Below are 24,941 nucleotides of genomic sequence, written 5' to 3' on the forward strand. Positions count from 1 at the left end.
CCTATTTCTTCAGCAAAAAGCCCAAGCCCCGCTTGATGTATTCGTCAGCGGACATTTCCGGCAGTTTCTCCAGTTTCGGCTTGATCCGGTCAACTTCTTTTTGGCTGTAGCCCAAAGCCCCAAGGGCCAGGAGGGCATCTTCCAAAGCCGGGGAAGTACTTTTGACCGGTTCGTCTTCGGTAAAGAGGTTTTCAGCCACATAGTTGCCCATCTTCCCCCGCAAGTCCAGGACGATCTGGGAAGCCGTCTTCTTGCCGATCCCAGGAAAACGGGTCAGGTAGGAAACTTCGCCGCTTTCAATGGCTGAAGCCAGCGCTCCGTTGTCTTCGGCGGCCATGATGGCCAAAGCCGACTTGGGGCCGATCCCGGAAACTTCATTAAGCTTGTTGAAGAGGCCCTTGTCCTGCTGGCTCTTGAAGCCGTAGAGGGTCATTCCGTTTTCTCGAACAACCTGTTCAACGTAGATCCGGGCCTTTTCCCCTTCCCGGTAGGCATAAGGGGTCGGGGTCAGGATCCGGTAGCCGATTCCGGCCACTTCAATGACGACATAGGCCGGGTTAACCACGGTAATGGTGCCCTCAAAATACTCGTACATCTAGTTTTTCACTTCCCTTTCTTAAAAAGCTTGCTTAAATCATTCTGGCTCAAGCGGACGACAGCGACCTGGCCGCTGGCATCCCGGTAAGGGTCGCTGGCTGTCTGTAAACGGAGCAGCAGGTCGGCGGCTTCTGCACCGGTTAAATTGACCCGGCGGGAAACGTTGCTTTCTGCCGCCTTAGCCGCCACCAGCTTCAAGAGACTTTTTCCATCGCTTTCCCGGCTGGACAAGAGCTGGTCCAAGAGCTCCCTTACCTGCACGGTGACTTCGCCTTTCAGCCAGGTTGGGTAAGAGTGCATCAAGAGGGTGTTTTGGCCAAAGTCTTCCATCTCCAGGCCCAGCTGGCGCAAAAGGGGCAGCTGGTCTTTTAATTTCTGGTAGTCATAGACGCTGAAGTCAAAGACCAAAGGCTCAAGCAAGCCCTGCTGGTAGTTCTCTTCTTTTTCCAGGCTGGCTAAAATCTGGTCGTATTCCAGCCGTCTTCTAGCCGCCACCTGGTCAACGAGGTAAAGGTCGCCTCCGTGTTCAGCCAGAAGATATCCCCCCATCTGGCCCAAAAGCCTAAGAGCCGGCAGGTGCTGCCTTAAAAGCTGGTCAGCCTTTGAAATAACGGGACTGGCCTTTTCTTCCCCGCCCTCAAAAGGCGAAAGAGCCGTCTGCTCTTTGACATGCTGGTCCCAGGTCTTGGTTAAGACGTACTGGTCGTCTTCTCTGACCTGGTTTAAGTCCACGTATTCCGGAGCAGAAGTTTTTTCTTTGCTATCTGCTTCTTTTGTTTTTGTCTCTGTCTTTGTTTCTTTTTTATCTGCTTTATCAGTTTTATCTGTTTTGCTTTCCGACTCAGCCACTTGGGGGACTTCCAGCTGGAAGTCGTCTGGCCGGCGGGTGTCGACCACGTTTGGCTTTAAGTTGAATTCCAATTGGTCCAGCTGGGTCTTGTCTTTAAAAGGAGTCAGCTGAAAAAGCGGGCTGGCCTCGTCTTCATCCAGCAAGGCATCAGTAACGGCACTGGTGATCAAGCGGCTGAGCTCTTTTTCCTTGGACAGGCGGACTTCTTCTTTAGTCGGGTGAACGTTAACGTCGACTAAAAGGGGATCAGCCTCAATCGCCAAAACCGCAATCGGGTACTTGCCCCCTAATTTATTGCCATAGCCGTCCAAAAGGGCACTGGAGAGCTGATAGTTCTTGATATAGCGGCCGTTAAGCAGAATTGAGATAAAGTTGCGGGAAGACCGGGTCAGGTCTGCTTCTGACACCAGGCCATAAAGGGTAAAGTCCGGGTCCTCGTTTTCCACCGTCAGCATTTTTTCAGCGACTTTGCGGCCATAAATATTGGCCACGTCCTGCTTTAGGTTGCCGTTGCCGGGCGTTCTGAGCAAGACTTTCCCGTCGCTGGCCAAGGTCAGGCTGATTTCCGGGTGGCCCAGGGCGATCCGGTTGACGATGTCCACAATCTTCAAGAGTTCTGTCTTAGGGCTCTTCAAATATTTCAGCCGGGCCGGAGTGTTGTAAAAAAGGTCCCCGACCGTGATCTTGGTCCCCTTGGCGCTGCCGGCATCTTCCTGGAACTTTTTCACCCCACCGGCAAAAGCCGCCCGGGTCGCTGTCTGCCCGTCAGTTGAAGTCAAAATTTCCACATGGGCCACGGCGGCAATTGAAGCCAGGGCTTCCCCTCTAAAGCCCAAGGTCGCGATATTGAACAGGTCGCGTTCGTCTTGAATCTTGCTGGTCGCGTGCCGCATAAAGGCCAGGTCAACCTGGTCCGGGGCAATCCCGCTGCCATTGTCTTGCACAGAGATCTGCTTTAAGCCCGAATGCTGAACTTCAACCCTAATCCGGCTGGCCTGAGCATCAATCGCGTTTTCGACCAGTTCCTTGACCACGCTGGCCGGCCGCTCAATAACTTCCCCGGCCGCGATCTGGTTGGTCAGATTTTCTGAAAGTTCATGAATTTTCGCCATTATTCTTCCTTCAAGGCCTGCTGCCAGTCAGCTACCAGCTGCATGACTTCCAGCGGCGTCTTTTCATTCAAGTTGACCTGGCTGATCTCGTCCAAAAGTTCCTCCTGCTCTTCCTTGAGCGGGTTCTCTTCCACCACTTCCACCGGGCTGAAGAGGTCCAGCTGCTGGCTGCTTGGGTTGATTTCCCGGGCCCCTTCTGCTTCCAGGCGCTTGAGCATGCTGGAGGCCTCTCTTAAAACAGCCCGCGGCAGGCCGGCCAATTTGGCCACGTGGATTCCGTAAGACTGGTCAGCTGGTCCGGGCAAAATCTTGTGCAAAAAGATCAGCTTGCCGTTTTCTTCTGTTGCCCCAACGTGGATGTTCTTTAAGTGCGGCAAAGTTTCATCTAGTTCAGTCAGTTCATGGTAGTGGGTGGCAAAAAGGGTCTTGGCGCCGACCTTGTCGTGCAGGTACTTGATGATCGCCCCGGCCAGGGCCATCCCATCGTAAGTGGCCGTCCCCCGGCCGATTTCATCAAAGAGGACCAGGGATCGGCTGGAGGCATGCTGGAGGGCGTCATTGGCCTCGCTCATTTCCACCATGAAGGTGGACTTGCCGGAATAAAGGTCATCAGCTGCCCCGATTCGGGTGAAGACCTGGTCAAAAATTGGCAGCACGGCGCTGTCTGCCGGCACAAAGGAACCAATCTGGGCCATGATGGCGATCAAGGCCAGCTGCCGCATGTAGGTGCTCTTCCCGGACATGTTTGGCCCAGTAATGAGGTAGATGCTGGTGTCTTCATCCATGACCAGGTCGTTAGGGATGTAGGAGCCCGCTGGCAAAACTGCCTCAACGACCGGGTGGCGGCCGTTTTTAACGGCAATTTCGTTTTTGCTGGAAAAACTTGGCCGGCAGTAATTTTTCTCTTCTGCATCCTGGGCAAAGGCCACGAAAACGTCCAGGGCGGCCAGCTTCCGGCCCAGTTCCTGCAAGGCCGGGATATGGGCCTTGACAGCCTCTCTCAGCTGACTGAAGAGCTCATATTCCAGGTCGGTTGACCGGCTCTCAGCTTCCAGGATCAAGTTCTCGTGTTCTTTTAATTCCGGAGTGATGTAGCGCTCGGCATTGGTCAAGGTCTGCTTTCTGGTGTAGCGGTCCTGGGGCACTTTAGAGACATTGCCCTTGCTTACTTGGATGAAGTAGCCAAAGACCCGGTTGTAGCCGATCTTCAGATTATCGATCCCGGTTCTTTGCCGCTCTTCCATTTCCATCTGGGCCAGCCACTTTTTCCCGCCATTCATGGCTTCCCTGTACTTGTCCAGGTCCTCGCTGACCCCGGCCCGGATAATGCCACCATCTTTAGCGGAAATCGGCGGCTGGTCAACTAAGCAATTAGTGATGCTTTCAGCAAGTTCGCTCTGCGGATCAATGCCTTGCCCATATTTTTCCAGGTCCGGATTGCCCGATTCGGCTAAGGCCTGGATGATCGGCTTGGCCGCCTCCAGGCTTTTCGCCAGTTGCAAAAGCTCGCGGGGGTTGACATTGCCAAAAGCCACCCGGCCGCTTAACCGCTCCAGGTCGTAGACTCCCTTTAAAGAGTCAATGATGTTTTCCCTGGTAAAGTAGTCGTCCAAAAGGGCTTGAACCATCTGCTGGCGCTGGGTGATCCGGTCTAAAGACAAAAGCGGCCGGCTCAGCCACTGCTTTAAAAGCCGGCCCCCCATGGCCGTGGTGGTCTTGTCCAAAACCCAGAAAAGTGACCCCTGCTTCTTGCCAGTCGTGGCTGACTGGGTCAGTTCCAGATTCCGCTGGACGGTGTTGGCCATCTGCAAATACTGGCCGATTTCAAAGCTTTCCGCCACCTGCAGGTGGGCCAGGCTCCGCTTCTGCGTGGCCAACAGGTAGACAACCAGCTGGCGGACGGCAGCTTTTTCCAAAGAATCAGTCAGTTTCTGCTGGACGTAGGAAATTTCCGCGTGCTCTCCCTCCAGCTCAGCCGGTTCAGACACGGTGATATTGGCCTTTTGCAAGCTGTCCCGGTCGCTGGCGCTAAGGTTGCCAGCAAAAACGACTTCCCGGGTTCGCAAAGACAAGAGTTCATTGACCACTTCCGTGTAGTGCTTGACGTGGGTGGCAAAAATCTCCCCGGTCGACAGGTCGCTGTAAGCCAGGCCGTAGCCGCCAGCCTTTTCGACGACACTGGTCAAGTAGTTGCTTTCCTGGCTGTCGTCTGGCCCCTGGGCCATTTTAGTACCGGGGGTAACCAGCTGGATGATCCCCCGCTTGACCATCCCCTTGGCCTTCTTCGGGTCTTCCAATTGCTCACAGATGGCCACTTTGTAGCCTTTTTCCACTAAAGTGTTGACGTAAGAATCAACCGCCATATGAGGAACCCCGGCCATGGGAATCGGGTTTTCCGACTTGTTTGACCGGTGGGTCAAAGTCAGTTCCAAAATCTGTGATCCCTTGACGGCATCATCTTCATACAGTTCATAAAAGTCCCCCACCCGGTAGAAGAGAAAGGCATCCGGGTACTGGTCTTTAATTTGGTAATATTGCTCCATCATTGGAGTCGTGGCTTTTCTTGGCATAAAAACTCCCTCGCTTATCGTATGCTTTCAATTATACAGCATTTCACCGGCCTGCTTGCCCTGTCTTGCACGCAAAAAGAGCCCAGCTTTGAGCTGGACCCTTCTTACAGTAATTCTTGTGTGTGTTAAATTTCAGTATTTTACATCATGCCTGGTTGAGCAGGGGCTGCTTCAGGCTTGTCTTCAGGAATTTCTGCCACAACTGCTTCAGTGGTCAGCAAAAGACCAGCGATTGAAGCGGCGTTTTGCAGAGCTGACCGGGTCACCTTGGTTGGGTCGATGATCCCTTCGTCGATCATGTTGACATACTTGTCTTCAGCAGCGTTGTAGCCGACTTCCGGGTCAGCCTTGCGCAGGTGGTCAACAATGACTGAGCCTTCTTTACCGGCGTTTTCAGCGATTTGGCGAACTGGAGCGGTCAAGGCCCGGGCCACGATGTTGATCCCGGTTTGTTCATCAGCAGTGTCACCCTTGGTTGCCTTAACGGCTTCTTCAACGTTGACCAAGGCAGTACCACCACCAGCTACGTAGCCTTCGTCAACAGCTGCGCGGGTAGCGTTCAAGGCGTCTTCTACCCGGTAGCGGCGTTCCTTGAGTTCAGTTTCAGTAGCAGCGCCGACGTGGATTACGGCTACGCCGCCAGCCAGCTTGGCCAGACGTTCTTGCAGCTTCTTCTTGTCAAAGTCTGAAGTCGTGTCTTCGATTTGCTTTCTGATGGTGTCAACCCGTTCTTGGATGGCTTCCTTGTCGCCAGAGCCGTCAACGATAGTAGTTGAGTCCTTGGTGATGGTTACCCGGCGGGCTTGACCCAATTGGCTGAGCTGGGTGTCCTTGAGTTCCAGGCCCAGGTCTTCAGAAATAACCGTACCGCCAGTCAAAGCAGCGATGTCAGCCAGTTGTTCCTTGCGGCGGTCACCAAAGCCAGGAGCCTTAACGGCAACAACGTTGAAGGTACCGCGGATCTTGTTCAAAACAAGAGTTGGCAAAGCTTCGCCAGTCACGTCGTCAGCGATGATCAAGAGAGCGCGGCCTTGTTGCACGATTTCTTGCAGCATTGGCAAGATGTCTTGGATGTTGGAAATCTTCTTATCAGTGATCAAGATGTATGGGTTATCCAAGTCAGCTTCCATCTTGTCGTTGTCAGTTACCATGTATTGGGACAGGTAGCCGCGGTCGAATTGCATCCCTTCAACCACGCTCAGTTCAGTTTCAATCCCGCGGGAGTCTTCAATAGTGATGACGCCGTCGTTACCGACCTTTTCCATGGCTTCAGCGATCAAGTCGCCGATTTCCTTTGAAGCACTTGAAATTGAAGCAACTTGGGCGATTTGGTCCCGGCTGGAAACTTCGTGGCTGTTCTTGTGCAATTGGTCAACGGCTGCTTGGGTAGCCTTTTCGATCCCGCGGCGGATGCCAACTGGGTTGGCACCGGCAACCACGTTCTTCATGCCTTCTTGCACGATAGCTTGGGTCAAAACAGTGGCAGTGGTCGTACCGTCACCGGCGATGTCGTTGGTCTTTGAAGCAGCTTCAGCAACCAGCTTGGCCCCCATGTTTTCGTAGTGGTCTTCCAGTTCAATTGCCTTGGCGATCGTCACGCCGTCGTTGGTAATCGTCGGGTTGCCGTAGCTTTGTTCCAAAACGACGTTTCTGCCCTTAGGCCCCAAAGTCGTCTTGACCGTGTTGGCCAGCTTGTCAACCCCGTTTAAAAGTGAACGTCTTGCGTCTTCTGAAAACTTAATGTCTTTTGCCATTTTTTAATTTGCACTCCTTAAATTACTTAACGATTGCCAAAATGTCTTTTTCATGAAGGACTAAGTATTCCTTGCCTTCGTACTTGACCTTGGTGCCAGAATACTTATCGTATAAAACTTCATCGCCCTCTTGGACGGTCATAGGAAGCTTGCTGCCATCTTCAGCGTACAGGCCGCCGCCTACGGCAACAACCTTGCCTTGCGTTGGCTTTTCCTTAGCGTTGGAAGCAAGTACGATGCCACCAACGGTTTGTTCTTCAGCTTCTTTAACTTCAACGATCACGCGATCTCCAATTGGTTGTAACACGTTATTCCCTCCTGAAATTAATTGTCTTTAGAAATTCTTTAGCACTCATCTTGATCAAGTGCTAACTTACAACTATGATAATAATCCCTTTTTCCAAAAAAGGCAAGAGAAAAATAGCACTTTTTAAGCGAGAGTGCTAAAAAGTGCTGTTTTCCTTATTTATTCGTGTTGTCCATGGCCTTCTTCCGCTCTTCCAGCTGCTTTTTGATCATTTCGTCAGAGTCGAGGAAGTAGATCAAGGTCTGCAATTCGGTAGCCAGGTCGACGTTTTGGATCCGGACCCCATTTGGGGCGGACAGGCGGATTGGGGTAAAGTTCATGATCCCCTTGATCCCGGCTTCAATCATTTCATCAGCCGTCTTCTGGGCCGTAGCCTGGGGAACGGTCAAGATGGCGATCCGGATCTGCTGGTCAGCGATCTGCTGCTTCATTTCATCCATTGAGTAGACCGGCACCCCTTGGGTGATCTTGCCAGTGATTTCCGGGTTGATGTCAAAGGCACAGGAAATTCTGATATTGTTGCTGCGCTTGAAGTTGTAGTTCAAAAGAGCGTGGCCCAGGTTGCCGACTCCGACCAGGGCAACGTTGGTCAAAGTGTCCTGGTTGAGGATCTTCTTAAAGAAGCTGAGCAGGTTCTTGACGTCATAGCCGTAGCCCCGCTTGCCCAGGGCGCCGAAGTAGGAAAAGTCCCGGCGGATTGAAGCGCTGTCGACTTGGACGGCTTCAGCCAGTTCAGTTGAAGAAACCTTGTCTTTGCCTTCATCATTCAAAAGAAGCAAGTAGCGGTAATATAGCGGCAATCTTTTGGCAGTAGCCTTGGGAATTCTAAATTTGTTGTTCATAAAAGATGCCTCCGTCTGATTAGTTATTTGTGAATGTGAATCTGTAATCAATCATCTATTATGATACCCGCTTTTACTAGTCTTTGGCAAGTCGTATTTTCACAATATTTGCCATAAAATCCTTTTCATCGAATTTTTTCACAAATCAATTGAAGGAGCCTGGCTCTTTTTAAAGCTGGGAAAGAAAGGAAAAATCTGCTGAAAATCATTGCCAAAGCCGTCAGCCGGGCCTTTGCATGGTACAATGTTTCAAGGTGAAAAAATATGATAATAGCACAAGGACACAATTTGGAGCAACGCTTTGGGGCTGCTCCTATATTCAGCAAGGTTAACTTTTCAATTGAAAACAATGCCCGGATCGGTCTGGTCGGGCCAAACGGGGCCGGGAAAACGACCCTTTTAAAGATCATGACCGGCCGCCAGGAGGCCAGCCAGGGCGAATTTACCGTCAACAAGGGGATCGAACTCGGCTACATCGCCCAGGAGCACGACTTTGACGAAAAGAAGTCGATCTGGGAAGAGATGCTGACGGTCTTCCAGCCCTTGATCGACCAGGGCCAGCAGCTGGAGAAGCTGCAGTATGCCATCGCCGACCACCCGGAAGACGAAGAACTGCTCCGCCGCCTGGACCAGGCCCAGTACAATTTTGAACAAGCCGGCGGCTACACTTATCAAGCCGAAATCAAGAGCATGCTCAACGGCTTCAACTTCCCGGAAGCGACCTGGAATAAGCAGATTGCCAGCCTGTCCGGCGGGGAAAAGACCCGGCTCAGCTTCGTCAAGCTGCTTTTGAAGAAGCCCCCGCTCCTGCTTTTGGACGAACCGACCAACTACCTGGACCTGGATACTTTGGACTGGCTGGAAGCCTTCCTTAAGAACTATCCAGGTGCCATCCTAACGGTTTCCCACGACCAGTACTTCTTAGACCACCTGGCCACGCAGATTTTTGAACTCCAGCATGGCCAGCTGACTGTCTTTAAGGGCAACTACAGCCAGTACTTAGCCCAAAGAGAACTCCGTGACCAGCAGCAGGAAGCCGCTTATGAAAAGCAGCAGGAAGAAATCAAGCGCGAGGAAGAGTTCATCCAAAAGAACATCGTCCGCGCCTCCACCACCAAGCAAGCCCAAAGCCGGCGCAAGGCCCTGGAGAAGATGGAACTGGTCGACCCGCCAAAGCACAAGTCAAAAGTCCGGATCAAGTTTGACAGCGCCCGGCCATCCGGCAAGGAAGTCTTGATCTTGAAGGACCTGGCCGTTGGCTATCCAGACAAGACCATGCTTAAAGACATCTCCTTCCAGATCAACAAGGGCGACCGGGTGGCCATCATTGGGCAAAACGGGATCGGCAAGTCCACCCTTTTAAAGACCGTCATGAAGCAGCTGCCGGTTAAGAGCGGGTCCATCAAGTATGGGGCCAGCCTGGATATTGGCTACTATGACCAGGAACTGCAGGGCTTGGACTACTCTAAGACCGTGATCGACACCATTTGGGACCGGCACAAGGACATGAACGAAAAAGACATCCGGTCGATCCTGGCCAGCTTTTTGTTCACGGCCAAAGATATCGACAAGCAGGTCAGCCAGCTGTCCGGGGGGCAAAGAGCCCGCTTGACCCTGACCGTCTTGTCCATGGAGCACAACAACTTCCTTTTGATGGACGAACCAACCAACCACTTGGACCTGGACGCCAAGGAAGTTTTGGAAAAAGCTTTGGACGATTACGACGGCACCCTCCTCTTCGTTTCCCACGACCGCTACTTCATCAACGAACTGGCCAACAAGATCGTCGTCGCTAAAGACGGCCACGCCAAGATCTATGAAGGCAACTACACTTACTACTTGAATGAAAAGGCCAAGGAAGAAGCCGCCGCCCAAGAAGCTGCTGCTGAAGAAACGACAACCATCAAGGCAGTCAGCGAAAACAAGCTCTCCTACCAGGAGCAGAAAAAGCGGGACTCTGAAAAGCGGAAACTGGAGCGGCAGGTCGCCCAGGCGGAAAAAGACCTGGAAAAGCTGGAGGCCAAGGAACAAGAGATCCAGCAGGCCATGGCTGACCCGGCTATCGCTGCCGACTTCAGCAAGCTGGGGCCTCTGCAGGAAGACTTGACCGCTGTCCAGGAAAAGATCAGCCAAGTTACCCAGGCCTGGGAAGATGCCTCCCTGGCCTTGGAAGATTTTTAATTTTAGACAAAGTAAAAGCAAGTCCGTTTCTGGACTTGCTTTTTGTCTGCATTTTATTTTGCTCTTTACTTGTAATCCTCGGCGTAAGGCAGTTCCATTGACGGGTCCGCGTCCAAGGTCAGGTCGGCAAAGTCGCCGGCCAGGTACTGGTTGTAAGCGGCAGCCCCGATCATGGCCGCGTTGTCCCCGCAGAGCTTAAGCGGCGGCAGGACAACCTTCGGTGCCTTTTCCAAAGCGGCGATTTCCTTGTTCATCCGTTCTCTTAAGCCCAGGTTGGCGGCAACCCCGCCCCCCATGATGAAGGTCTTCGGCTGGTACTGCCGGATGGCCCGCATGGTCTTTTCAGCCAAAACGTCCACCACGGCCGCCTGGAAGCTGGCCGCCAGGTCATACTTATCCAATTCTTGCCCCAATTGATCAGCATGGTGGCAGGTATTGATAAAGGCACTCTTCAGGCCTGAGAAAGAGAAGTCGTAATTGTCTTCATCAATCATGGCTCTAGGGAAGCCAAAAGTGTCCTTGCCCTGGTGAGCCCACTGGTCGATCGTCTTGCCGGCCGGGTAGTTGACCCCCAGGACCCGGCCGATCTTGTCATAAGCTTCCCCGGCCGCGTCGTCGCGGGTGTCGCCCACGATTTCAAAGTGGGTCGGGTCTTTCAGCAAAACAATTTCAGTGTGGCCACCGGAAACCTGCAGGGCCAGGGCCGGGTACTCAATTGGTTCAACCAGCTGGGCAGCTGAAATGTGGCCCATGATGTGGTCAACCCCGATGAGCGGCAGGCCAGTAGCCATGGAAGCCGCCTTGGCCGCGTTGATCCCGATCAAAAGTGCCCCGACCAGGCCAGGGCCGTGGGTCACGGCGATGGCGTCCAAATCTTCCCAGCTGACCTTGGCTTCTTCCAGGGCTTCCCGGGTAATCTGGGTAATCACTTCGATATGGTGGCGACTGGCCACTTCCGGCACGACCCCGCCGAAGCGGGCATGGCTCTTGATTTGGGTGGCCACAATCAAGCTTTCGATCTCTGACCCGTTCTTGACCACGGCAGTCGAAGTCTCGTCACAGGAGCTTTCAAAAGCTAAAATGCGAATGTCTTTCTTTTCCTTCACAGTCAGTTCTTCTTTCTTAGATGGCAGATCATGTTCAAACCGTCGCTGTCAGGACGGTCATCATTGTTGTAGTAGTTCTTGCGGACAAAATTGTCTTCAAAGCCAAGCCGGCGGTAAAGTTCCTGGGCCTTCCTGTTTTCGACCCGCACTTCCAAAGTAACCGCCTTGAGGTCGGCAGACCTAGCCAGGTCTAAAACCGTCTGCACCAGGTAGCTCCCGATCCCCTGCCCTTGCTCTTTGGGCACCACCGCCAAAAAGGTAATGTGGGCTTTAGATAAACTGAAGCGGCAGCCGATGGCCCCGGCCAAAAACTCACCCTCAAGCAAAAGCAGGTAGAGGGAATCCCGGCGGCGCAGCTCTTCAGCAAAAACTTCCTCGTCCCAGGGCAGGCGGCCGGCGTAAACTTCTTTTTCCAGCAAAAGGAGGCGGGCAAGTTCGCCAGCCTCCGCTTTTTTTAAGCAGTATTCATGGCCGCTGATGCTGATTGCCCGGGGGGCGAACTGCACCAGGTCAGCTTTAAAGAATAGTCCCATAAGTCTAAACTTCTTCTACGTATGCACTGTCTGCTTCAAATTCCTGGCCGGTCTTCTTGGCCCAGTCGTACTCAGCCTGCGTCCGGCGCAAGTAGTTCGGCACGGCCTGATCCGGATCAAGGACCGGGGAATCTACCGCCAGGCGGCCAATGGCACTGGCATGCAGAAGGTTTTCCTGCCCTTCAGCCAGGCGCAAGTCCTTGTCGGCCAGACCTGCCGCGATTTCTTCCTGGTACTTGCTGAAGTCGCTGCCGACAAAAATCACCTTTTGGTCAGGCAGAGCCGCTACTTGCTTTAAGAGTTCACTTAAGTGGTAGTGGCCGTCAGCAAGCACTGCTTCCCGGCCCCGGTAGGCCCCGGCAAAAAAGTTCTTGTTTCTGGCGTCCAATGCCGCCACAACCAAGGCATCTTCACCGGCAAAGTTCTGAGCAAGAGCCTGCAAGGTTGAGACCCCGACCAGCTCTTTCTTCAAAATGCTGGCAAACATCTTAGCCGTGGTCAAACCAACTCTGAGGCCGGTATAAGAACCAGGCCCGATCGCTACCGCGAAACGGTCGATATCTTTTAGCGCCAGACCGTTTTCTTTCAGCAGGCTGGCGATGTCTGGATCAAGGTCAACGCTGTGGTTGCGCTGGTTTTCCTCGATCTTTTCGCTGACCACTTGGTCATCTTCATTCAAGGCAACGCTCAAATCGCTCGTTGCCGTCGAAATGCTTAAAATCTTCATTCTCTAACTTTTATTTCCTAAAACTTTCTACTCAGCTTGACCCGGGATAAGGCTTCCAGGACAAACCAAACCACAACCATCTGAATCCACGGGGTGATCATTTCCTTGAGGATCCGGCTGGACAAGGCTGTCATGAAGTTGGCACCATACATCATGCTGACCCAAAGGGTGTTCAAACCGATGTTGCAGATCACAGTGACGCAGATCACGGATGCAATGACCCGCCAAACTTGAACGGGCTTTTTGTACAAGAAGAAACCGTAGATCATCGGCCCCAAAGCAGCGGTCAAGGTATAACCAATAAAGAAGCCGCCCAGGTTGCCAAAAATAGCAGATGATACCAAGTCGCTCAAGGCACCGCCGGCAAAGCCCCACCAAGGCCCGAACAAGTAGCCCAGCATGACGCTGCCGATAAAGCCAAGGCCCACCTGCAAGGTAGCATCCCCAACCTTAAACTGCTCTAAAACCACCTTGATGGCGATAACCATGGCCAGCAAGACCAGCTCCCGCAGCTCCAGCTTGCTGCTTACTTTTGATTCACTTTTCACAAGACTGTCCTCCTAAAAAATGGCTTAACAAAAACAACTGAATCAGTCTCTATTAAAACACATTTTTTGCCAGTTTACCTCACAAAGTGCCATAACTTCACCTTGCCTAGTAATGGCGTGACAGGTCTTGACAGCGCTGTCTTCTGTTTCCTGCATAACCTGGCAGGCAACTTCATCGCCGTATTTGATTTCCTTCTCAAACTTAATGGCCAGCTCTTTTGGCTCATGGCTGTTGACAAAATCCCGCGGCAGACTGTCGACGATCCAGTCCAGGTAGTGGGCATTGTTGACGTGGTGGTTGGAATCCAGGTCATAGTAGTAGGCCCGGTAGATCTTTTCGTCTGAATATTCCTCTTTTGGCCGCAGTTTCTTGAAGCGGGGCATCTTGGCCAAAAGGGGTGCTCCCAGCTGCCCGGCGATTTTTTCATCGCTAGGCAAAAGCTTTCTGGTCTGTAAATCAAACAAAATCCACTGGCTGTGGGCAATGACCAGGTCATTCCCTGCTTCGTCCTCGATGCCGAAGTCCCGGTAGGACAAAAAACGGTTGTAGCCAACCGCTTCAGTCCAAACCTTGACCTTTTGCCTGGCCCGGGGCAGGTCCGTAAATTCAAATTCGTACTGGGTGACTACCCAGCCCATGCCCCGCTTTTTCATAGCGTCAGCTCCGCCTGAAGTAGGCGCCAGCTGGCCTTCAGACGTTTCCATCATCAGGTCGATCATTCTGGGCAATTTCAGCTGGCCGCTTTCCCCGCAGTCAGCGTATTCCAGCTGGTAATCCTTGTAATATCTCATTTTGCTCCCTCTTGGTGATAGCGGTCATAGAGCTCGTTTTTAGAAACTCCCTGGCTCTTGGCCACCTGCTTGATGGCATCCTTTTTAGAAACGCCCTGGTCTACCTGTTCTTTGACCATGTCTACCAGGTCAGTCCAGTCCAGGGTCTTTTCTTCCGTATTTGGCGATACCAAAACGACGAACTCACCTCTGGGATCAACTTCCTTAAAGTGCTGGATGACTTCTTCCAAGCTGCCGCGGACGAATTCCTCATGAATCTTGGTCAGTTCTCTGGCACAGACAATCTGCCGGCTGCCAGGAATTACTTCCGCCATCTGTTCCAGAGTCTTCAAGAGCCGGTGAGGTGCCTCATAAAAAATTGAGGTAGCTCTTGAAGCATTGATTTCTTCTAAAAATGGCCGCTGCTGGCTGGCCTTGCGGGGCAAAAAGCCGTAGTAGGTAAAGGGCTGCCCGTCAAAACCGGAAGCGATCAAGGCCGTGGCAAAAGCCGACGGGCCTGGCAGGGGAACGACTGGAACATTGTTTTTAATGCATTCCTGGACCAAAATATAGCCGGGATCGGAAATCACCGGCATGCCGGCATCGCTGATCTCGGCGATTGTGGCCCCATCCTGCATCAACTTGACCAGTTCCGGCGCCTTTTCTTTTGAGTTGAACTTGTGAAAGGCCACCATTTTGTTGTGAATGCCCAGCCGGTCCAGCATGATGCCGCTGGTTCTGGTGTCTTCGGCGGCAATGTAGTCAGCCTCTTCCAGAATCCGCTTGGCCCGGATCGTAATGTCTTCCAGGTTGCCGATGGGCGTAGGCACCAAATAGAGCTTGCCCTGCTGGTCATCCGCGTAGCTGTGTTGCGTTTGCATTATTTGTGCACCGACTTCTTTCCAAAATTATCCAAAATATCCAGGCAAAACATGCAGTCCGCGCTGGGATCACGGTGGGTCCCGTAGTACATGTTGCAAATATGGTAGCCAGACTGGTAGATCTGCTTGAGCATGGCCATCCCGCTCTGGCTCTTGCCTTCGTGTTCTTTAACCGTCAATTTGTCCAGCTTCTCGCGCAAAAGCTGGTTTTCAACCTTGAGCTCGGTATTTTCCTTCAAGCTCTCCAGCACCTCCTGCTGCAGGGAGTCCATGCTCTTAAGCATGCGTTCCATCTGCTGCTGCAGCTGCTGCAATTTAGTATATGGGTCCACTTTCCTTACCTGCCTTTACTGCTGCCACTTTAAGGCCAAATAGTCCAAATTGTTCAAAAAGCCGACATTGCTCTGCCGCATCCGGTCAACCTGCATTAAATCCGCCAAAAAGTCTGCCGCTTCTTGGTAGTCACCCTTTGCCAGGTCCTTTTCGCCCCATTTCTTGAGCAAAATCCAGACATACTTTTCCCAGGCCTTGCTCCCCTGCTTTTGCTTTTTGACCAGGCCCGCCAGCTGGTGGGCAGACACGATGGCCAAAGAGTCATGCTCGCGGAGTTCCTGGTAAAAGTATTTGACCGCCTGGTCGATCTCCTGGCTGCTTTTAACCTGGTCAACTTCTTCCTGGCTCATGCCATTGGCCAAAAGGAGCCTGTCTTTGCTGGAAGCTGCCTGCTGGCTGAAATTGATGATCTGAGTCCTGGACTTGATCGTCGGCAGAATTTGCCCGCCATTATTGGCAATCAAAAAAGTGACTACCGGAGCAGCCGGCTCTTCCAGCAGGTTGAGTAAGGCGTTTGCGGCCGGCAGGGTCAGCTTCTGGGCATGGTTGATCACGAAGTAGCGCCGGTCGCCTTCCAAGGGGCTTTTGGCTAATTCCTGCTTAAGCGGCCGGATCTGGTCAATCGCGATCGACTGCTTGTTTTCTTCCGTATCGATCAAAAAGACGTCCGGGTGGTTGCCTTCCAGAATCCGCCGGCAGGCCGGGCAGGTTCCGTCCGGCTTCTCTTCGCCCGTGCAGTTCACGTAGCAGATCAGCCAGTAGGCCGTGTTTAAGGCTTCCCCCTCATCGCTTGACAAGAGCAGGTAGGCATGCGACAGCTGCCCCCGGTCCTGGGCCTGCTTGAGCTGCCGGGATTCGGCCCCGCCAATTTGCTTTAAATCCAGCATTAAAAGTGGAGGAACTGGTCAACCGGCAAGACGAAGACCGTCGCGCCGCCGACCGTGATGTTGACCGGTTCAATCGGCTGCTCGAAGGAAATGCCTGGGTGCAGGCCAGGGTTGATCGTTTCTTCTCTGGTTTGGGAATGCTCTTCGATCAGCTTTAAAACGTCTTCAACGTCTTCATCTTCCACCCCAAGCAAGAAGGTGGTGTTGCCTTCACGCAAAAAGCCGCCCGTTGACGCCAGTTTAGTGGCGCCGACATTGTTGTCGACAAAAGCTGCCTGCAGGCGCTTGGCGTCTTCAGACTGGACAATGGCAATGATCAGTTTCATCTTGATCCCCCCTAAAACAATTCTGGAAATCTGCTTTTCACCAGTTTAACACTTGCGGCCACGACTTGCGGCAAATCTTGACTCGCGTCGACCACTTTTATCCGGTCCGGTTGTTTTTGATTGACTTTCTGGTAGCCCTGGTAGACCTTTTCATGAAAGTCCAGCTTCTCTTGTTCCAGCCGGTCTTCACTGCCTGACCGGGCCTTGGCGATTCTGGCCAGGCCCTGGGCCGGGTCCAAATCCAAAAAGATGGTCAAGTCCGGCTCCAAGTGGCCGGTGGCAAAGGCGTTGATCTGGGCTACTTCATCAATCCCCAATCCCCGCCCCTGGCCTTGGTAGGCCAAAGAAGAGTCAACGAAGCGGTCGGAGATGACCAGGTCTCCCCGCTTTAAAGCGGGATTGATGATCTCGCTGACGTGCTGGGACCGGCTGGCCGCATAGAGCAGGGCCTCGGTCTTGGCGTTCATTTCGGTGTTGGCCGGGTCCAGGATGATGTCGCGGATTTTTTCAGCGATTTTTGACCCGCCTGGCTCCCGCGTTACCAAAATCTCCCGCTTGCACTGGCCCTTGATGGCCTTGACGACTTCATTGATCACTGTCGTTTTGCCGGCGCCGTCGGGACCTTCAAAAGTGATAAAGTAACCTTGCATTTGTTCTTGCCTCCTAACTATCTATTTTACAGAACTAAGGCTAGTATTTACAGAGTTAACTTCCCACTAAATCTAGTAGGTAAAAATTGCAAAAAAATAATCCCCCGAAATTGAGGGATTAATACGCTTCTATTGGGAAATGGCGTTGGTGACGCCGGTATATGAAGCATGGCGGTAGCGGGCCTCATCGTATAAAAAGGCATACTCAGCTCTTAAAATCTTGTCCGCCACGATATTGTCGTCAGACATGTCCAGGGTCGTGTTGTCCAGGCCCTTGCTGAGGCTGATTTCCTGCTGCAGCTTTTCTACCAAAGCCATCAGCTTCTCATCTTCTGCTTGCTTGATTTTGTCGCTGTGCTTATTCATGCTATAGCTCCGTTCTTCCTTGAACTGCCCGCTTCAAAGTGATCAAGTTGGCGTACTCAATGTCAGAGCCGACCGCCAGCCCCGCGGCCAGGCGGGTGACCTTAAGGCCGGCCGGCTTGATCAAGCGGGAGATGTACATGGCCGTTGACTCCCCTTCAGGGGTGGAATTAAGGGCCAGGATGACTTCTTTGGCGTCATCGTTTTTCTGCAGGCGGACAATCAAGGACTTGATGTTGATCTGCTCCGGCCCGATCCCGTCCATCGGGGACAAGACCCCATGCAAGACATGGTAGAGGCCGTCATATTCGCCCATGTTTTCAAAGGCCATCACGTCCTTGGCTTCTTCAACCACCATGATGGTTGACCGGTCCCGGGCAGGATTGCTGCAGATGGCGCAAGGGTCCTGCTCGGTGATGTTGCCGCAGATTGAGCACTGACGCAGTTTTTCCTTAACGTCAACTAAAGACTGAGCGAATTCGTCCACGTCTTCTTTAGGCATGTCCATGGCGTAAAAGGCCAGGCGGGTCGCCGTCTTTTCACCGATGCCCGGCAGTTTCATGAAGGAATCGATCAAGCGGGCGATTGGCAGTGGGTATTGCAAATTACATCAAGCCTTTCGTGTACTTGCCCAGGCTCTGCTGGGTTGCCTGGTCGATCTGCTTCAAGCCCTTGTTGACGGCGTCGATGACCAGATCTTCCAGCATGTCCGGGTCATCCGGGTCAATGGCTTCCGGCTTGATGGACAAGCTCTTTAAAGTCCGGTCGCCGGTAAAAGTAGCGACCACCATGTCATCAGCTGCCTTGCCGGTGAATTCCTGGGTCGTGATGTTTTCCTGTTCCTGGGCCATTTGTTCCTGCAGCTTCTTGGCTTGCTTCATCATCTGCTGCATGTTCATGCCGCCCATTCCTGGGAAAGCTGGTCTCTTGCTCATGAAAAAAATCTCCTTTATTGTTTCGTTTTTATCTGCTTAATTTTAACGCGAAAAAAGTTTTTTGGCGAATATTAGTCCTTGATCTGGGCCAGAGAGCCAAAAAGTTCTTCCGCCTTGCTTACGACCGCGTCATCTTCTGGCGCTTCCGGCGGAGCCTGGTCCGGCAAAGGCGGCTCAGGAGCTGCTTCTTCTACCGGGGCCGGCTGGGCCTTGGCCCGAAGCTGACTAGCGTGTTCTTTGATGAAGTCCTGGCGGATCTTCGGCCATGCTTTTTCATCAACGATGGCGATGGTCCAGCTCTCCTTGGTCAATTGCTCCAGGTCAGCTTTCAGAGTTGCTAAAAATTCCTGCGGATTTGTGGCCAGCTGCCAGGCCCGTGACTGGCTGGACAAAAGAACTGCCCGGTCGCTGGCCGCGATCGGCTGCAAAAAGCCCAAGACCGTCTTGGCTGGTTCGGCCAGCATGCTTGGCAAGTCCCGCTCCCAGAGGTTGCGGGCCTCAGCTAAGCCGGGCTTGGTGGCCTGGCTTAAGACCGCGTAGATCTCTTCCTTGCTGCTGGTGATCTCGGCCTGGAGGCTTTCAGCTTGTTGCTGCCTTTCAGCTGCCTGCTGGGCCACTTCAGTTGCCCCGCCCTTTTGCGTGTAGAGCTGCTGGTTGAGCTGGAAGACATGGCGGGGGCTGAAGCCCTGGCTTGGCCGCTGACTCAGCTGCTGGACCTGCTGGGTCAGCTGGTGGACTTGTTCTTTCAAGACTTTGACCTGCCGCTCTAAGGCCGGGTCACTGGCTGAAGGCGTTGCGGCTTGCTGGCCTGCCTGGCTATTTTGCCGCTTCTGGCTGGCCTGGACTAAAAAGACCTCCAAAGGAATCTGCTGCTGGTTGGTAAAGCGGAGGCTGCCCAAGGCGTCATTAGCCTGGTCAATGATCTGGCTGAAGCGGCCTGGGCCTTGCTGGGCAATTTCCTGGGCAAAGTCTTCCGTCAGGAATTCCCCCTGCCCCGTTTTGCCATAAAGCATGGCTTGGACGGCCAGGCTGATGATTTCGTTTAAGATGTTCTGGGCACTGGCTCCGTCCTGAACGGCAGACTTAGCCAAGTCCAGGGCCTGCTGGCTATCCCCGTTTAAGAGGGCCAAAAGGAGCTTTTCTATTTGCTCCTGGGCGGCAAAGCCGGTGACCTCCAGGGCGTCTTCGTAGCGGACTGAGCTTTTTTCAAAAGAAAGAAGCTGGTCCAGAATGCTCAAGGCGTCCCGCATCCCCCCGTCAGCAACTTGGGCGATGACCTTTAAGGCCTTGTCCTCGTATTCGACCCCTTCCTGGCCCAGGATGTATTCCATCCGCTTGACCATGGCCTCGTTAGAGAAGCGCTTGAAGTTGTAGCGCTGGGTTCTGGAGATGATGGTGGCCGGCACCTTCTGCATTTCAGTTGTCGCCAAAATGAAGACGACGCTGGCCGGCGGCTCTTCCAAAGTTTTCAAAAGGGCGTTGAAGGCCGAAATCGACAGCATGTGGACTTCGTCGATGATGTAAACCTTGTACTTGCCTTCAGTTGGGGCATAGTGGACCTTGTCTAAAAGGTCGCGGATTTCGTCAACGCTGTTGTTTGAGGCCGCGTCCATTTCGATGATGTCCGGCATTGCTCCCTTGTCTGCGGCCAGGCAGTTGCTGCACTCGTTGCAGGGCTCGCCTTCTTGCAGGTTCAGACAGTTCAAGGCCTTGGCAAAAATCTTGGCGCATGAGGTCTTCCCCGTCCCCCGCGGGCCGGCGAAAAGAAAGGCATGCGAGACCTTGCCGCGGATAAGTGAATTCTTGAGGGTATCGGTAATGGCTTCCTGCCCAACCACATCATCAAAGGTGCGCGGGCGCCATTTGCGATACAAAGCTTGATAAGCCATACATTCTCCCCGTAATGAAAAAGCTCCTAGCCCCGAAGAGCTAAGAGCCTGTTAATTGCTAAATAAAGGGCACATGCCCAAGCGACCTTAGTGCTGCTACCTTCCGGTCCTGACACGCTTCGGAGGTCGAACATTGCCCAACCAATATTGTAACCTAAACTAATCCTTTTGGCAATTTTCCTGGGCTTTTTTTGCCAATTTTTGCTTGTGGCGGATTTCCCGGAAGAAATCTTTCAAAAGCTGGGCTCCCTGGTCTTTGTAAAGACCCCGGATGACCTTGGGATGGTGGTTGAATTTTTCCACGCTGAAGAGGTCGACCACGCTGCCGGCAGCGCCGGCTTTGGGGTCCATTGCCGCGAAGTAGACTTCCTTGATCCGGGAGTTGATGATGGCTCCGGCACACATGGCACAAGGCTCCAGGGTAACAAAGAGGCTGCAGTCGATCAGGCGCCAGGAGTCAAGCTTTTGGCAGGCTTCCTTAATGGCCAGGATTTCGGCATGAGCCGTCCCGTCTTCATCCAGCTCCCGCCGGTTGTAGCCCCGGCCGATGATCTGCCCGTCCGGGCCTACGACAACGGCCCCAATGGGAACCTCATCTTGCAAGCGGGCCTTTTCCGCTTCAGCAAAGGCTGCCTCCATATAGGTCTTTTTTTCTTCGCTTGAATACATTATTTCTTCACGCTCTTTAAAATGTAGTAGCCCTTGTCCCGGGTCAAGATTTCGCAGTTGCCAAAAGATGCTGCCATCAGCTTCTTCGCGCTCGGTGCCCCCTGCTTTTTCTGGATGACGACCAGCAAAATCCCGCCTTCTAACAGGTGGTCCTTGGCTTCTGCCAAGATGCTGGACCAGATGGCTTTGCCGGCCCTAATCGGCGGGTTGGTCACGATCATGGCATATTGGCCAGTAACTTCTTGGTAGCGGTCTGAGGCAAAAATATTGACGTTGCCTGCCCCATTGGCCGCCGCGTTTCTTCTGGCCAGATCCATAGCCCGCTCGTTGACGTCAACCATGTCGACTTGGCGGTCTGGCCACTTTTTAGCGGCAAAAAGGCCGATCGGGCCATAGCCGCAGCCGACATCCAGGATATTGCCGCCTGGCAAATCCTGGTCCAGCATCTGCTCAATCAAGACTCCGCTGCCGTAGTCGACCCGGTTTTTAGAAAAAACACCGGCATCCGTAGTCAGGTTCAAATTAATGCCATTAAGGTGGTAGTTGACATGGTGCTCGTCATGGCTGGCCGTGGGATTTTCAGTAAAGTATTGTTCAGCCATCTTAAGCCTCGCTGATCTTTACGGCGTCTTCGCCATCGATTTCACTGACCTGGACTTGGACGTCCTCACTGGCCGCCGTCGGGATGTTCTTGCCGATGAAGTCCGGCCGGATCGGCAGTTCCCGGTGGCCCCGGTCGATCAAGACAGCCAGAGCGATCTTAGCAGGCCGGCCCTGGTCCATAATCGCGTCAAGGGCTGCCCGGATGGTCCGGCCGGTGTAAAGGACATCGTCAACCAGGATGACCGTCTTGCCGGTCAAGTCAAAGGAAGTGTCAAAGCTGGCGATAGCCTTGGCCTTTTCTTCCCGGCTGAGGTCGTCGCGGTAGGCGGAGATGTCCAAAGACAGAACTGGCAGCTGGCTGTCTTCGATCTTGGCCAGGCGGTCGCCGATTCTTTGGGCCAGGTACCAGCCCCTGGTCTTGATCCCGATCAAAACCAAGTTTTCCGTCCCCTGGTTTCTTTCCACAATTTCGTAGCTCATTCTGGTCAGAGCCCGGCGGATCCCCGCTTCATCCATAATTTTTTTGCTCATTTTTATTCTCTCCGTATTGTAGTTTTTCTTTCTATTCTACTTTTTGTGTCAGTTGCTGTTTCTTTTATCTGTTAAAAAAGCATCGCTAACCATTTTATAAGACTGGCCCTTATTCAGTCAAATTCCGCCAGTTCTTTTCATAAGCGCTGGCCACCAGGTCCAGGTACTTGTCATAGTCAAGCGAGTTCAAAATTGCTTCCTGCTCTTCAGCTGCAAGCAGGTTGACCGCCCGGTTTTCCACGTGCATGGACCAGTCAGGTGACAAATTAGGAATCTTCTGGACGGCAGCCTCCCGGCCCTTGGCCAAGTTTCCCAGGCCGTTAGCCTTAAGAACGGCCAGGGCTTCTTGATCATGCTGAATTACGGCTTCCCCGCTTCTCTTGCGCTTGTTCAGCATGGCCGGGGTCAGCTTTTTAGCCGCGGCGGAATACAGGTGGACCGTCTTAGGCAGGCCGTCTTGGTAGATAAAAACCCGGTTGTAGCGCTGCAAGATTAAAAGCTGGCCGGCATCCCCCCGGCCGAAAATGCAGTTGGCCCGCTCCTTGCTGTGGTTGGCTGAAAGGACATTTTGAAACATTCTGAGCCGGTGGGCCGGGTCTGGGAAGGCTTCCTTGGCTTCCTCCAGAATCTGCCGGCCAAGGTCACGGTCAAAATGCGCCGCCAGGTCTGTTCTTTTTTCCAGCAGATAGCGGCTGAGGGCCCAGTCGATAATGGCCGGGTGGGCCAGGGACTTGGTCGGGCTGGTGTCCTTCCGGCAGGCCAGGCTGCCTGAAGCTGACAGGACCTTGGTCAAGTCCGGGCTGGCTTCCAGGCGGTTGTTGGAGTCTTTGGAGACCAGGTAGAGTTCTTCCGGGACAATCTCCACCCCAATTTCAGCAGCTTCTTTAGCCAGAATCTTCCGGTTTAAGTCCGCATCTAAGACTGAATAAAGGCCATCAGTATTGGTCGACACGATCCGGGCTCCGGCATAGGTCTGGGCCTGGCCAATCATATAAGTGAAGAGCTGGCCAATGATCCGCATGGACCGGATTCGGTTGTTCATTCTAATGGAGGACGGCACCCGCCCTTCTCTAGGATCAGCGGCCCCGGTAGCTGAGTTTAAGATCAGCTTGGTCCCTTCTCTTTCGATATTGAACATCCGCCGCTCTTCGTCGCTGTATTGGGGATCAGTCCGCTTTTTGTCCAGTTCCTGCTTTCTTTCAAAGATTGCCGTATACCGGTCTTCACCTAAGCGGTCATTGTAAAAAGCATTCAAGCGCCGGAGCATGTTTGGATAGTAGGAGGTAAAGTCTTCGTGATTGGTCAGGTCGCTTGAAGTAAAGGCGTAGCGGTCATCCAGTCTGACCCGGCCCCCCTGCTTTTTGAAAACGGATGGTTCATCTTGACTGAAGTCGCGCCAAAACTGGCCCCGGTCGGCCGGATTTGTCTGCTCCATCAGCTTGATCGTTGCCTTAGTGGTCAAGAAGGTCTGGTACTTTTCCACCCGGCCGTCTGGCAGGGTGACTTCCCTGGCCTTGCGCAGGTCCAGGGGATCCGGATAAAGTTTTTGCACATAAGCCAGGTCAGCCTGCTTTTTCTCCCAAAGGGCATGGTCCTTTAAATAAAGCTCTTTATTGTACTCTGACCCATGCAGGCCGCCGACAGAGAAAGTAATGTAGCAAGTCGACGGCTGACCATCTTTTTGGTAGTAGAAAAGGTTGGTGTCTTCGTCTTCAACCTCGCTTAAGTCGCTGACCGGCAGGGCCTGGTCGCCGTAATCTTCCTGGTATTCCTTTGACGGATTGAAGTTCTTGCCAGCAAACTGCTTGTAGTAGTCATAGACCCGGTCAAACTTCTTGCGCAAGTTTTCGTCCTCAAAGAGCTTGTAGAAAAAGTCCCGGCTTTCTTCCAGGATGTCCCTCTGCTTTTCCCCGGTCTTTGCCGCCACGCTGGCAGCCGGGTACAAAAATGAAACTGCCCGGTCGTCTTTTAAGCGGCCATATGGGCAAATGGTCCGGCGGGCAAAGTTGGCGGAAGTAGAATCAATGGTCAAGCGGTCTTTTCTGACAAATTCCGGGCCGATTTTAGGCTTGTAGCTGCTTCCGTCTTCTTGGTAGATCAAGTCCGGGTACTGAGCCAGGAGGCCCTTTTTCAAAATAAACTGCCCTTGGTAGTAAGGATGGCAGAAAAGCTCCTTCAAGTTGACCACGTCAGAGACATTGTAGGCAATGAGATCTGCCAGTTCTTCGGGACTGGTCAAGTAGTCCTGGCCAGGCTTTAATTTGTCACTTTCCAGAATCTGCCAGCCCAACATCCCCAAAAGCCGCTTGAGGCCAACCCGTCTTTGCCGCTCATTGAGCTGGGCCACATCGATGTGGCGGCCGGACATTTGGAAATTTTTGGCAACTAAGCCCATGGTCTTATCCTGCCAGAGGCGCAGGCGCATGTTGCCGATATAGCGGCTGAAGAGCTCATCGTTAAAGTCTCGCATCTCCCTGGCCGTCACGGCTGAAAATCTGTCCCGCTTGCCGTTTTCGCCAGGCTGCCAGGCTCTAGTGAAGTAATAAGCCAGCATGGTTAAGTCGTAGTTGCTGGAGTTGTAGCCCAGCAAGTATGGCGCTTTTTCTTCCTGGTAGCCTTTATCGGTATCGCAGACCGGGCGGAACTGGTCCGGAAAAGAGGACGGGGCTTGGGGATCATTGACATACTGAGCATCTGAGACGCCAAAGGTCTGGGCCAGGCGGGCGGCAGCTGAGCTTGTCCGGAGATTGTAGTAGTAGATCTCTCCTTTAAAATTCTGGTTCTTCTCCCGGATCCGTTGGGCAGCAGCCTTCTTAAAGTCCAGGCTGTCTTCGTCATTTAAAGCAGGATCATCGACTATATAATAAATGTCGACCCGCTGGTCGTCTGGCCGGTAGCAGGACAAAGTAAAGGCGTTGGTCAAAGATTCGATATCGTAAAAGTATGAATTGAGTTGGCTCATTTTTTCCTCCAGTC

Annotated in this window: 25 protein-coding genes and 1 other RNA gene; 1 reads left to right on the forward strand and 25 read right to left on the reverse strand. The window is 53.0% G+C overall.

Going from position 1 to position 24,941, the window contains the following annotated elements; genetic code table 11:
* Nucleotide 1 precedes the first annotated feature (1 nt).
* The 6 genes from ruvA to ACYVUU_RS07985 all read right to left on the reverse strand — a co-directional run bounded on the left by ruvA (nucleotide 2) and on the right by ACYVUU_RS07985 (nucleotide 8,032).
* Nucleotides 2-595 carry a Holliday junction branch migration protein RuvA gene (ruvA, locus tag ACYVUU_RS07960; RefSeq protein ID WP_484500585.1) on the reverse strand — a complete coding sequence of 198 codons (594 nt, stop codon included), beginning with the start codon at nucleotides 593-595 and terminating at the stop codon, nucleotides 2-4.
* Nucleotides 596-603: 8 nt separating this feature from the next.
* Nucleotides 604-2,559 carry a DNA mismatch repair endonuclease MutL gene (gene mutL, locus ACYVUU_RS07965; protein ID WP_484500586.1) on the reverse strand — a complete coding sequence of 652 codons (1,956 nt, stop codon included), beginning with the start codon at nucleotides 2,557-2,559 and terminating at the stop codon, nucleotides 604-606.
* A complete protein-coding gene (gene mutS, locus ACYVUU_RS07970) occupies nucleotides 2,559-5,129 on the reverse strand; it encodes a DNA mismatch repair protein MutS (RefSeq protein WP_484500587.1) in 2,571 nt (856 codons plus the stop codon). The genes mutL and mutS overlap by 1 nt, the downstream gene beginning before the upstream one ends.
* A gap of 140 nt (nucleotides 5,130-5,269) precedes the next feature.
* Nucleotides 5,270-6,883: a chaperonin GroEL gene (gene groL / locus ACYVUU_RS07975; protein ID WP_484500588.1), complete on the reverse strand. Its 1,614-nt coding sequence runs from the start codon at nucleotides 6,881-6,883 to the stop codon at nucleotides 5,270-5,272.
* A 22-nt stretch (nucleotides 6,884-6,905) separates the two neighbouring features.
* Entirely contained in the window at nucleotides 6,906-7,190 is a 285-nt protein-coding gene (gene groES / locus ACYVUU_RS07980; RefSeq protein ID WP_270449034.1) for a co-chaperone GroES, read from the reverse strand.
* A gap of 155 nt (nucleotides 7,191-7,345) precedes the next feature.
* On the reverse strand, nucleotides 7,346-8,032 hold the full coding sequence (locus tag ACYVUU_RS07985; RefSeq protein WP_439775416.1) for a redox-sensing transcriptional repressor Rex: 687 nt from the start codon (nucleotides 8,030-8,032) through the stop codon (nucleotides 7,346-7,348).
* A gap of 264 nt (nucleotides 8,033-8,296) precedes the next feature.
* Between ACYVUU_RS07985 and ACYVUU_RS07990 the strand changes: the two genes are divergently transcribed.
* Nucleotides 8,297-10,213, forward strand: a complete 1,917-nt coding sequence (locus ACYVUU_RS07990; protein WP_484500589.1) for an ABC-F family ATP-binding cassette domain-containing protein — start codon at nucleotides 8,297-8,299, stop codon at nucleotides 10,211-10,213.
* A gap of 65 nt (nucleotides 10,214-10,278) precedes the next feature.
* On the opposite strand, the gene tsaD is transcribed toward ACYVUU_RS07990, so the two are convergent.
* The 19 genes from tsaD to ACYVUU_RS08085 form a co-directional block, all read right to left on the reverse strand.
* Complete coding sequence (tsaD, locus tag ACYVUU_RS07995) at nucleotides 10,279-11,319, reverse strand: tRNA (adenosine(37)-N6)-threonylcarbamoyltransferase complex transferase subunit TsaD (RefSeq protein WP_270449040.1); 1,041 nt, start codon at nucleotides 11,317-11,319, stop codon at nucleotides 10,279-10,281.
* Between the two features lie 2 nt (nucleotides 11,320-11,321).
* Entirely contained in the window at nucleotides 11,322-11,852 is a 531-nt protein-coding gene (gene rimI / locus ACYVUU_RS08000) for a ribosomal protein S18-alanine N-acetyltransferase (RefSeq protein WP_484500590.1), read from the reverse strand.
* Between the two features lie 4 nt (nucleotides 11,853-11,856).
* A complete protein-coding gene (gene tsaB, locus ACYVUU_RS08005; protein ID WP_484500591.1) occupies nucleotides 11,857-12,579 on the reverse strand; it encodes a tRNA (adenosine(37)-N6)-threonylcarbamoyltransferase complex dimerization subunit type 1 TsaB in 723 nt (240 codons plus the stop codon).
* Nucleotides 12,580-12,596: 17 nt separating this feature from the next.
* Nucleotides 12,597-13,127: a folate family ECF transporter S component gene (locus ACYVUU_RS08010; RefSeq protein WP_439775421.1), complete on the reverse strand. Its 531-nt coding sequence runs from the start codon at nucleotides 13,125-13,127 to the stop codon at nucleotides 12,597-12,599.
* Between the two features lie 42 nt (nucleotides 13,128-13,169).
* Nucleotides 13,170-13,919, reverse strand: a complete 750-nt coding sequence (locus tag ACYVUU_RS08015) for an acyl-[acyl-carrier-protein] thioesterase (RefSeq protein WP_484500592.1) — start codon at nucleotides 13,917-13,919, stop codon at nucleotides 13,170-13,172.
* Complete coding sequence (gene rsmI / locus ACYVUU_RS08020; RefSeq protein WP_439775423.1) at nucleotides 13,916-14,779, reverse strand: 16S rRNA (cytidine(1402)-2'-O)-methyltransferase; 864 nt, start codon at nucleotides 14,777-14,779, stop codon at nucleotides 13,916-13,918. The genes ACYVUU_RS08015 and rsmI overlap by 4 nt, the downstream gene beginning before the upstream one ends.
* A complete protein-coding gene (yabA, locus tag ACYVUU_RS08025; protein WP_050890498.1) occupies nucleotides 14,779-15,111 on the reverse strand; it encodes a DNA replication initiation control protein YabA in 333 nt (110 codons plus the stop codon). Before yabA ends, rsmI begins: the two co-directional genes overlap by 1 nt.
* Before the next feature lie 15 nt (nucleotides 15,112-15,126).
* Nucleotides 15,127-15,999, reverse strand: a complete 873-nt coding sequence (locus ACYVUU_RS08030; RefSeq protein ID WP_484500593.1) for a DNA polymerase III subunit delta — start codon at nucleotides 15,997-15,999, stop codon at nucleotides 15,127-15,129.
* Nucleotides 15,999-16,325, reverse strand: a complete 327-nt coding sequence (locus tag ACYVUU_RS08035; protein ID WP_439775425.1) for a cyclic-di-AMP receptor — start codon at nucleotides 16,323-16,325, stop codon at nucleotides 15,999-16,001. Before ACYVUU_RS08035 ends, ACYVUU_RS08030 begins: the two co-directional genes overlap by 1 nt.
* Nucleotides 16,326-16,336: 11 nt before the next feature.
* Complete coding sequence (gene tmk, locus ACYVUU_RS08040; RefSeq protein WP_439775426.1) at nucleotides 16,337-16,975, reverse strand: dTMP kinase; 639 nt, start codon at nucleotides 16,973-16,975, stop codon at nucleotides 16,337-16,339.
* Between the two features lie 129 nt (nucleotides 16,976-17,104).
* Nucleotides 17,105-17,341, reverse strand: a complete 237-nt coding sequence (locus tag ACYVUU_RS08045) for a YaaL family protein (RefSeq protein ID WP_439775427.1) — start codon at nucleotides 17,339-17,341, stop codon at nucleotides 17,105-17,107.
* A 1-nt stretch (nucleotide 17,342) separates the two neighbouring features.
* Nucleotides 17,343-17,942: a recombination mediator RecR gene (gene recR, locus ACYVUU_RS08050; RefSeq protein WP_439775428.1), complete on the reverse strand. Its 600-nt coding sequence runs from the start codon at nucleotides 17,940-17,942 to the stop codon at nucleotides 17,343-17,345.
* Nucleotide 17,943: 1 nt separating this feature from the next.
* Nucleotides 17,944-18,273, reverse strand: coding sequence for a YbaB/EbfC family nucleoid-associated protein (locus tag ACYVUU_RS08055; protein ID WP_270449056.1), 330 nt, complete (start codon nucleotides 18,271-18,273; stop codon nucleotides 17,944-17,946).
* Nucleotides 18,274-18,344: 71 nt separating this feature from the next.
* Nucleotides 18,345-20,162, reverse strand: a complete 1,818-nt coding sequence (dnaX, locus tag ACYVUU_RS08060) for a DNA polymerase III subunit gamma/tau (protein ID WP_484500594.1) — start codon at nucleotides 20,160-20,162, stop codon at nucleotides 18,345-18,347.
* 53 nt (nucleotides 20,163-20,215) lie between these two features.
* Nucleotides 20,216-20,309: signal recognition particle sRNA small type (gene ffs, locus ACYVUU_RS08065), an RNA gene on the reverse strand.
* Nucleotides 20,310-20,321: 12 nt separating this feature from the next.
* Complete coding sequence (tadA, locus tag ACYVUU_RS08070; RefSeq protein ID WP_484500595.1) at nucleotides 20,322-20,831, reverse strand: tRNA adenosine(34) deaminase TadA; 510 nt, start codon at nucleotides 20,829-20,831, stop codon at nucleotides 20,322-20,324.
* Complete coding sequence (locus ACYVUU_RS08075; RefSeq protein WP_484500596.1) at nucleotides 20,831-21,433, reverse strand: class I SAM-dependent methyltransferase; 603 nt, start codon at nucleotides 21,431-21,433, stop codon at nucleotides 20,831-20,833. Before ACYVUU_RS08075 ends, tadA begins: the two co-directional genes overlap by 1 nt.
* Before the next feature lies 1 nt (nucleotide 21,434).
* Nucleotides 21,435-21,965, reverse strand: a complete 531-nt coding sequence (gene pyrR / locus ACYVUU_RS08080; protein ID WP_484500597.1) for a bifunctional pyr operon transcriptional regulator/uracil phosphoribosyltransferase PyrR — start codon at nucleotides 21,963-21,965, stop codon at nucleotides 21,435-21,437.
* Nucleotides 21,966-22,074: 109 nt separating this feature from the next.
* Nucleotides 22,075-24,927, reverse strand: a complete 2,853-nt coding sequence (locus ACYVUU_RS08085) for a hypothetical protein (RefSeq protein ID WP_484500598.1) — start codon at nucleotides 24,925-24,927, stop codon at nucleotides 22,075-22,077.
* Between the last annotated feature and the right edge of the window lie 14 nt (nucleotides 24,928-24,941).

The organism is Lactobacillus sp. WILCCON 0058, assembly GCF_057198005.1.

Bases quoted from the DNA above. Each gene is read 5' to 3' on its own strand.
- ruvA (WP_484500585.1), bottom strand. From the start codon at position 595: ATGTACGAGTATTTTGAGGGCACCATTACCGTGGTTAACCCGGCCTAT.
- mutL (WP_484500586.1), bottom strand. From the start codon at position 2,559: ATGGCGAAAATTCATGAACTTTCAGAAAATCTGACCAACCAGATCGCG.
- mutS (WP_484500587.1), bottom strand. From the start codon at position 5,129: ATGCCAAGAAAAGCCACGACTCCAATGATGGAGCAATATTACCAAATT.
- groL (WP_484500588.1), bottom strand. From the start codon at position 6,883: ATGGCAAAAGACATTAAGTTTTCAGAAGACGCAAGACGTTCACTTTTA.
- ACYVUU_RS07985 (WP_439775416.1), bottom strand. From the start codon at position 8,032: ATGAACAACAAATTTAGAATTCCCAAGGCTACTGCCAAAAGATTGCCG.
- ACYVUU_RS07990 (WP_484500589.1), top strand. From the start codon at position 8,297: ATGATAATAGCACAAGGACACAATTTGGAGCAACGCTTTGGGGCTGCT.
- rimI (WP_484500590.1), bottom strand. From the start codon at position 11,852: ATGGGACTATTCTTTAAAGCTGACCTGGTGCAGTTCGCCCCCCGGGCA.
- tsaB (WP_484500591.1), bottom strand. From the start codon at position 12,579: ATGAAGATTTTAAGCATTTCGACGGCAACGAGCGATTTGAGCGTTGCC.
- ACYVUU_RS08015 (WP_484500592.1), bottom strand. From the start codon at position 13,919: ATGAGATATTACAAGGATTACCAGCTGGAATACGCTGACTGCGGGGAA.
- rsmI (WP_439775423.1), bottom strand. From the start codon at position 14,779: ATGCAAACGCAACACAGCTACGCGGATGACCAGCAGGGCAAGCTCTAT.
- ACYVUU_RS08030 (WP_484500593.1), bottom strand. From the start codon at position 15,999: ATGCTGGATTTAAAGCAAATTGGCGGGGCCGAATCCCGGCAGCTCAAG.
- ACYVUU_RS08035 (WP_439775425.1), bottom strand. From the start codon at position 16,325: ATGAAACTGATCATTGCCATTGTCCAGTCTGAAGACGCCAAGCGCCTG.
- tmk (WP_439775426.1), bottom strand. From the start codon at position 16,975: ATGCAAGGTTACTTTATCACTTTTGAAGGTCCCGACGGCGCCGGCAAA.
- ACYVUU_RS08045 (WP_439775427.1), bottom strand. From the start codon at position 17,341: ATGAATAAGCACAGCGACAAAATCAAGCAAGCAGAAGATGAGAAGCTG.
- ACYVUU_RS08055 (WP_270449056.1), bottom strand. From the start codon at position 18,273: ATGAGCAAGAGACCAGCTTTCCCAGGAATGGGCGGCATGAACATGCAG.
- dnaX (WP_484500594.1), bottom strand. From the start codon at position 20,162: ATGGCTTATCAAGCTTTGTATCGCAAATGGCGCCCGCGCACCTTTGAT.
- tadA (WP_484500595.1), bottom strand. From the start codon at position 20,831: ATGTATTCAAGCGAAGAAAAAAAGACCTATATGGAGGCAGCCTTTGCT.
- ACYVUU_RS08075 (WP_484500596.1), bottom strand. From the start codon at position 21,433: ATGGCTGAACAATACTTTACTGAAAATCCCACGGCCAGCCATGACGAG.
- pyrR (WP_484500597.1), bottom strand. From the start codon at position 21,965: ATGAGCAAAAAAATTATGGATGAAGCGGGGATCCGCCGGGCTCTGACC.
- ACYVUU_RS08085 (WP_484500598.1), bottom strand. From the start codon at position 24,927: ATGAGCCAACTCAATTCATACTTTTACGATATCGAATCTTTGACCAAC.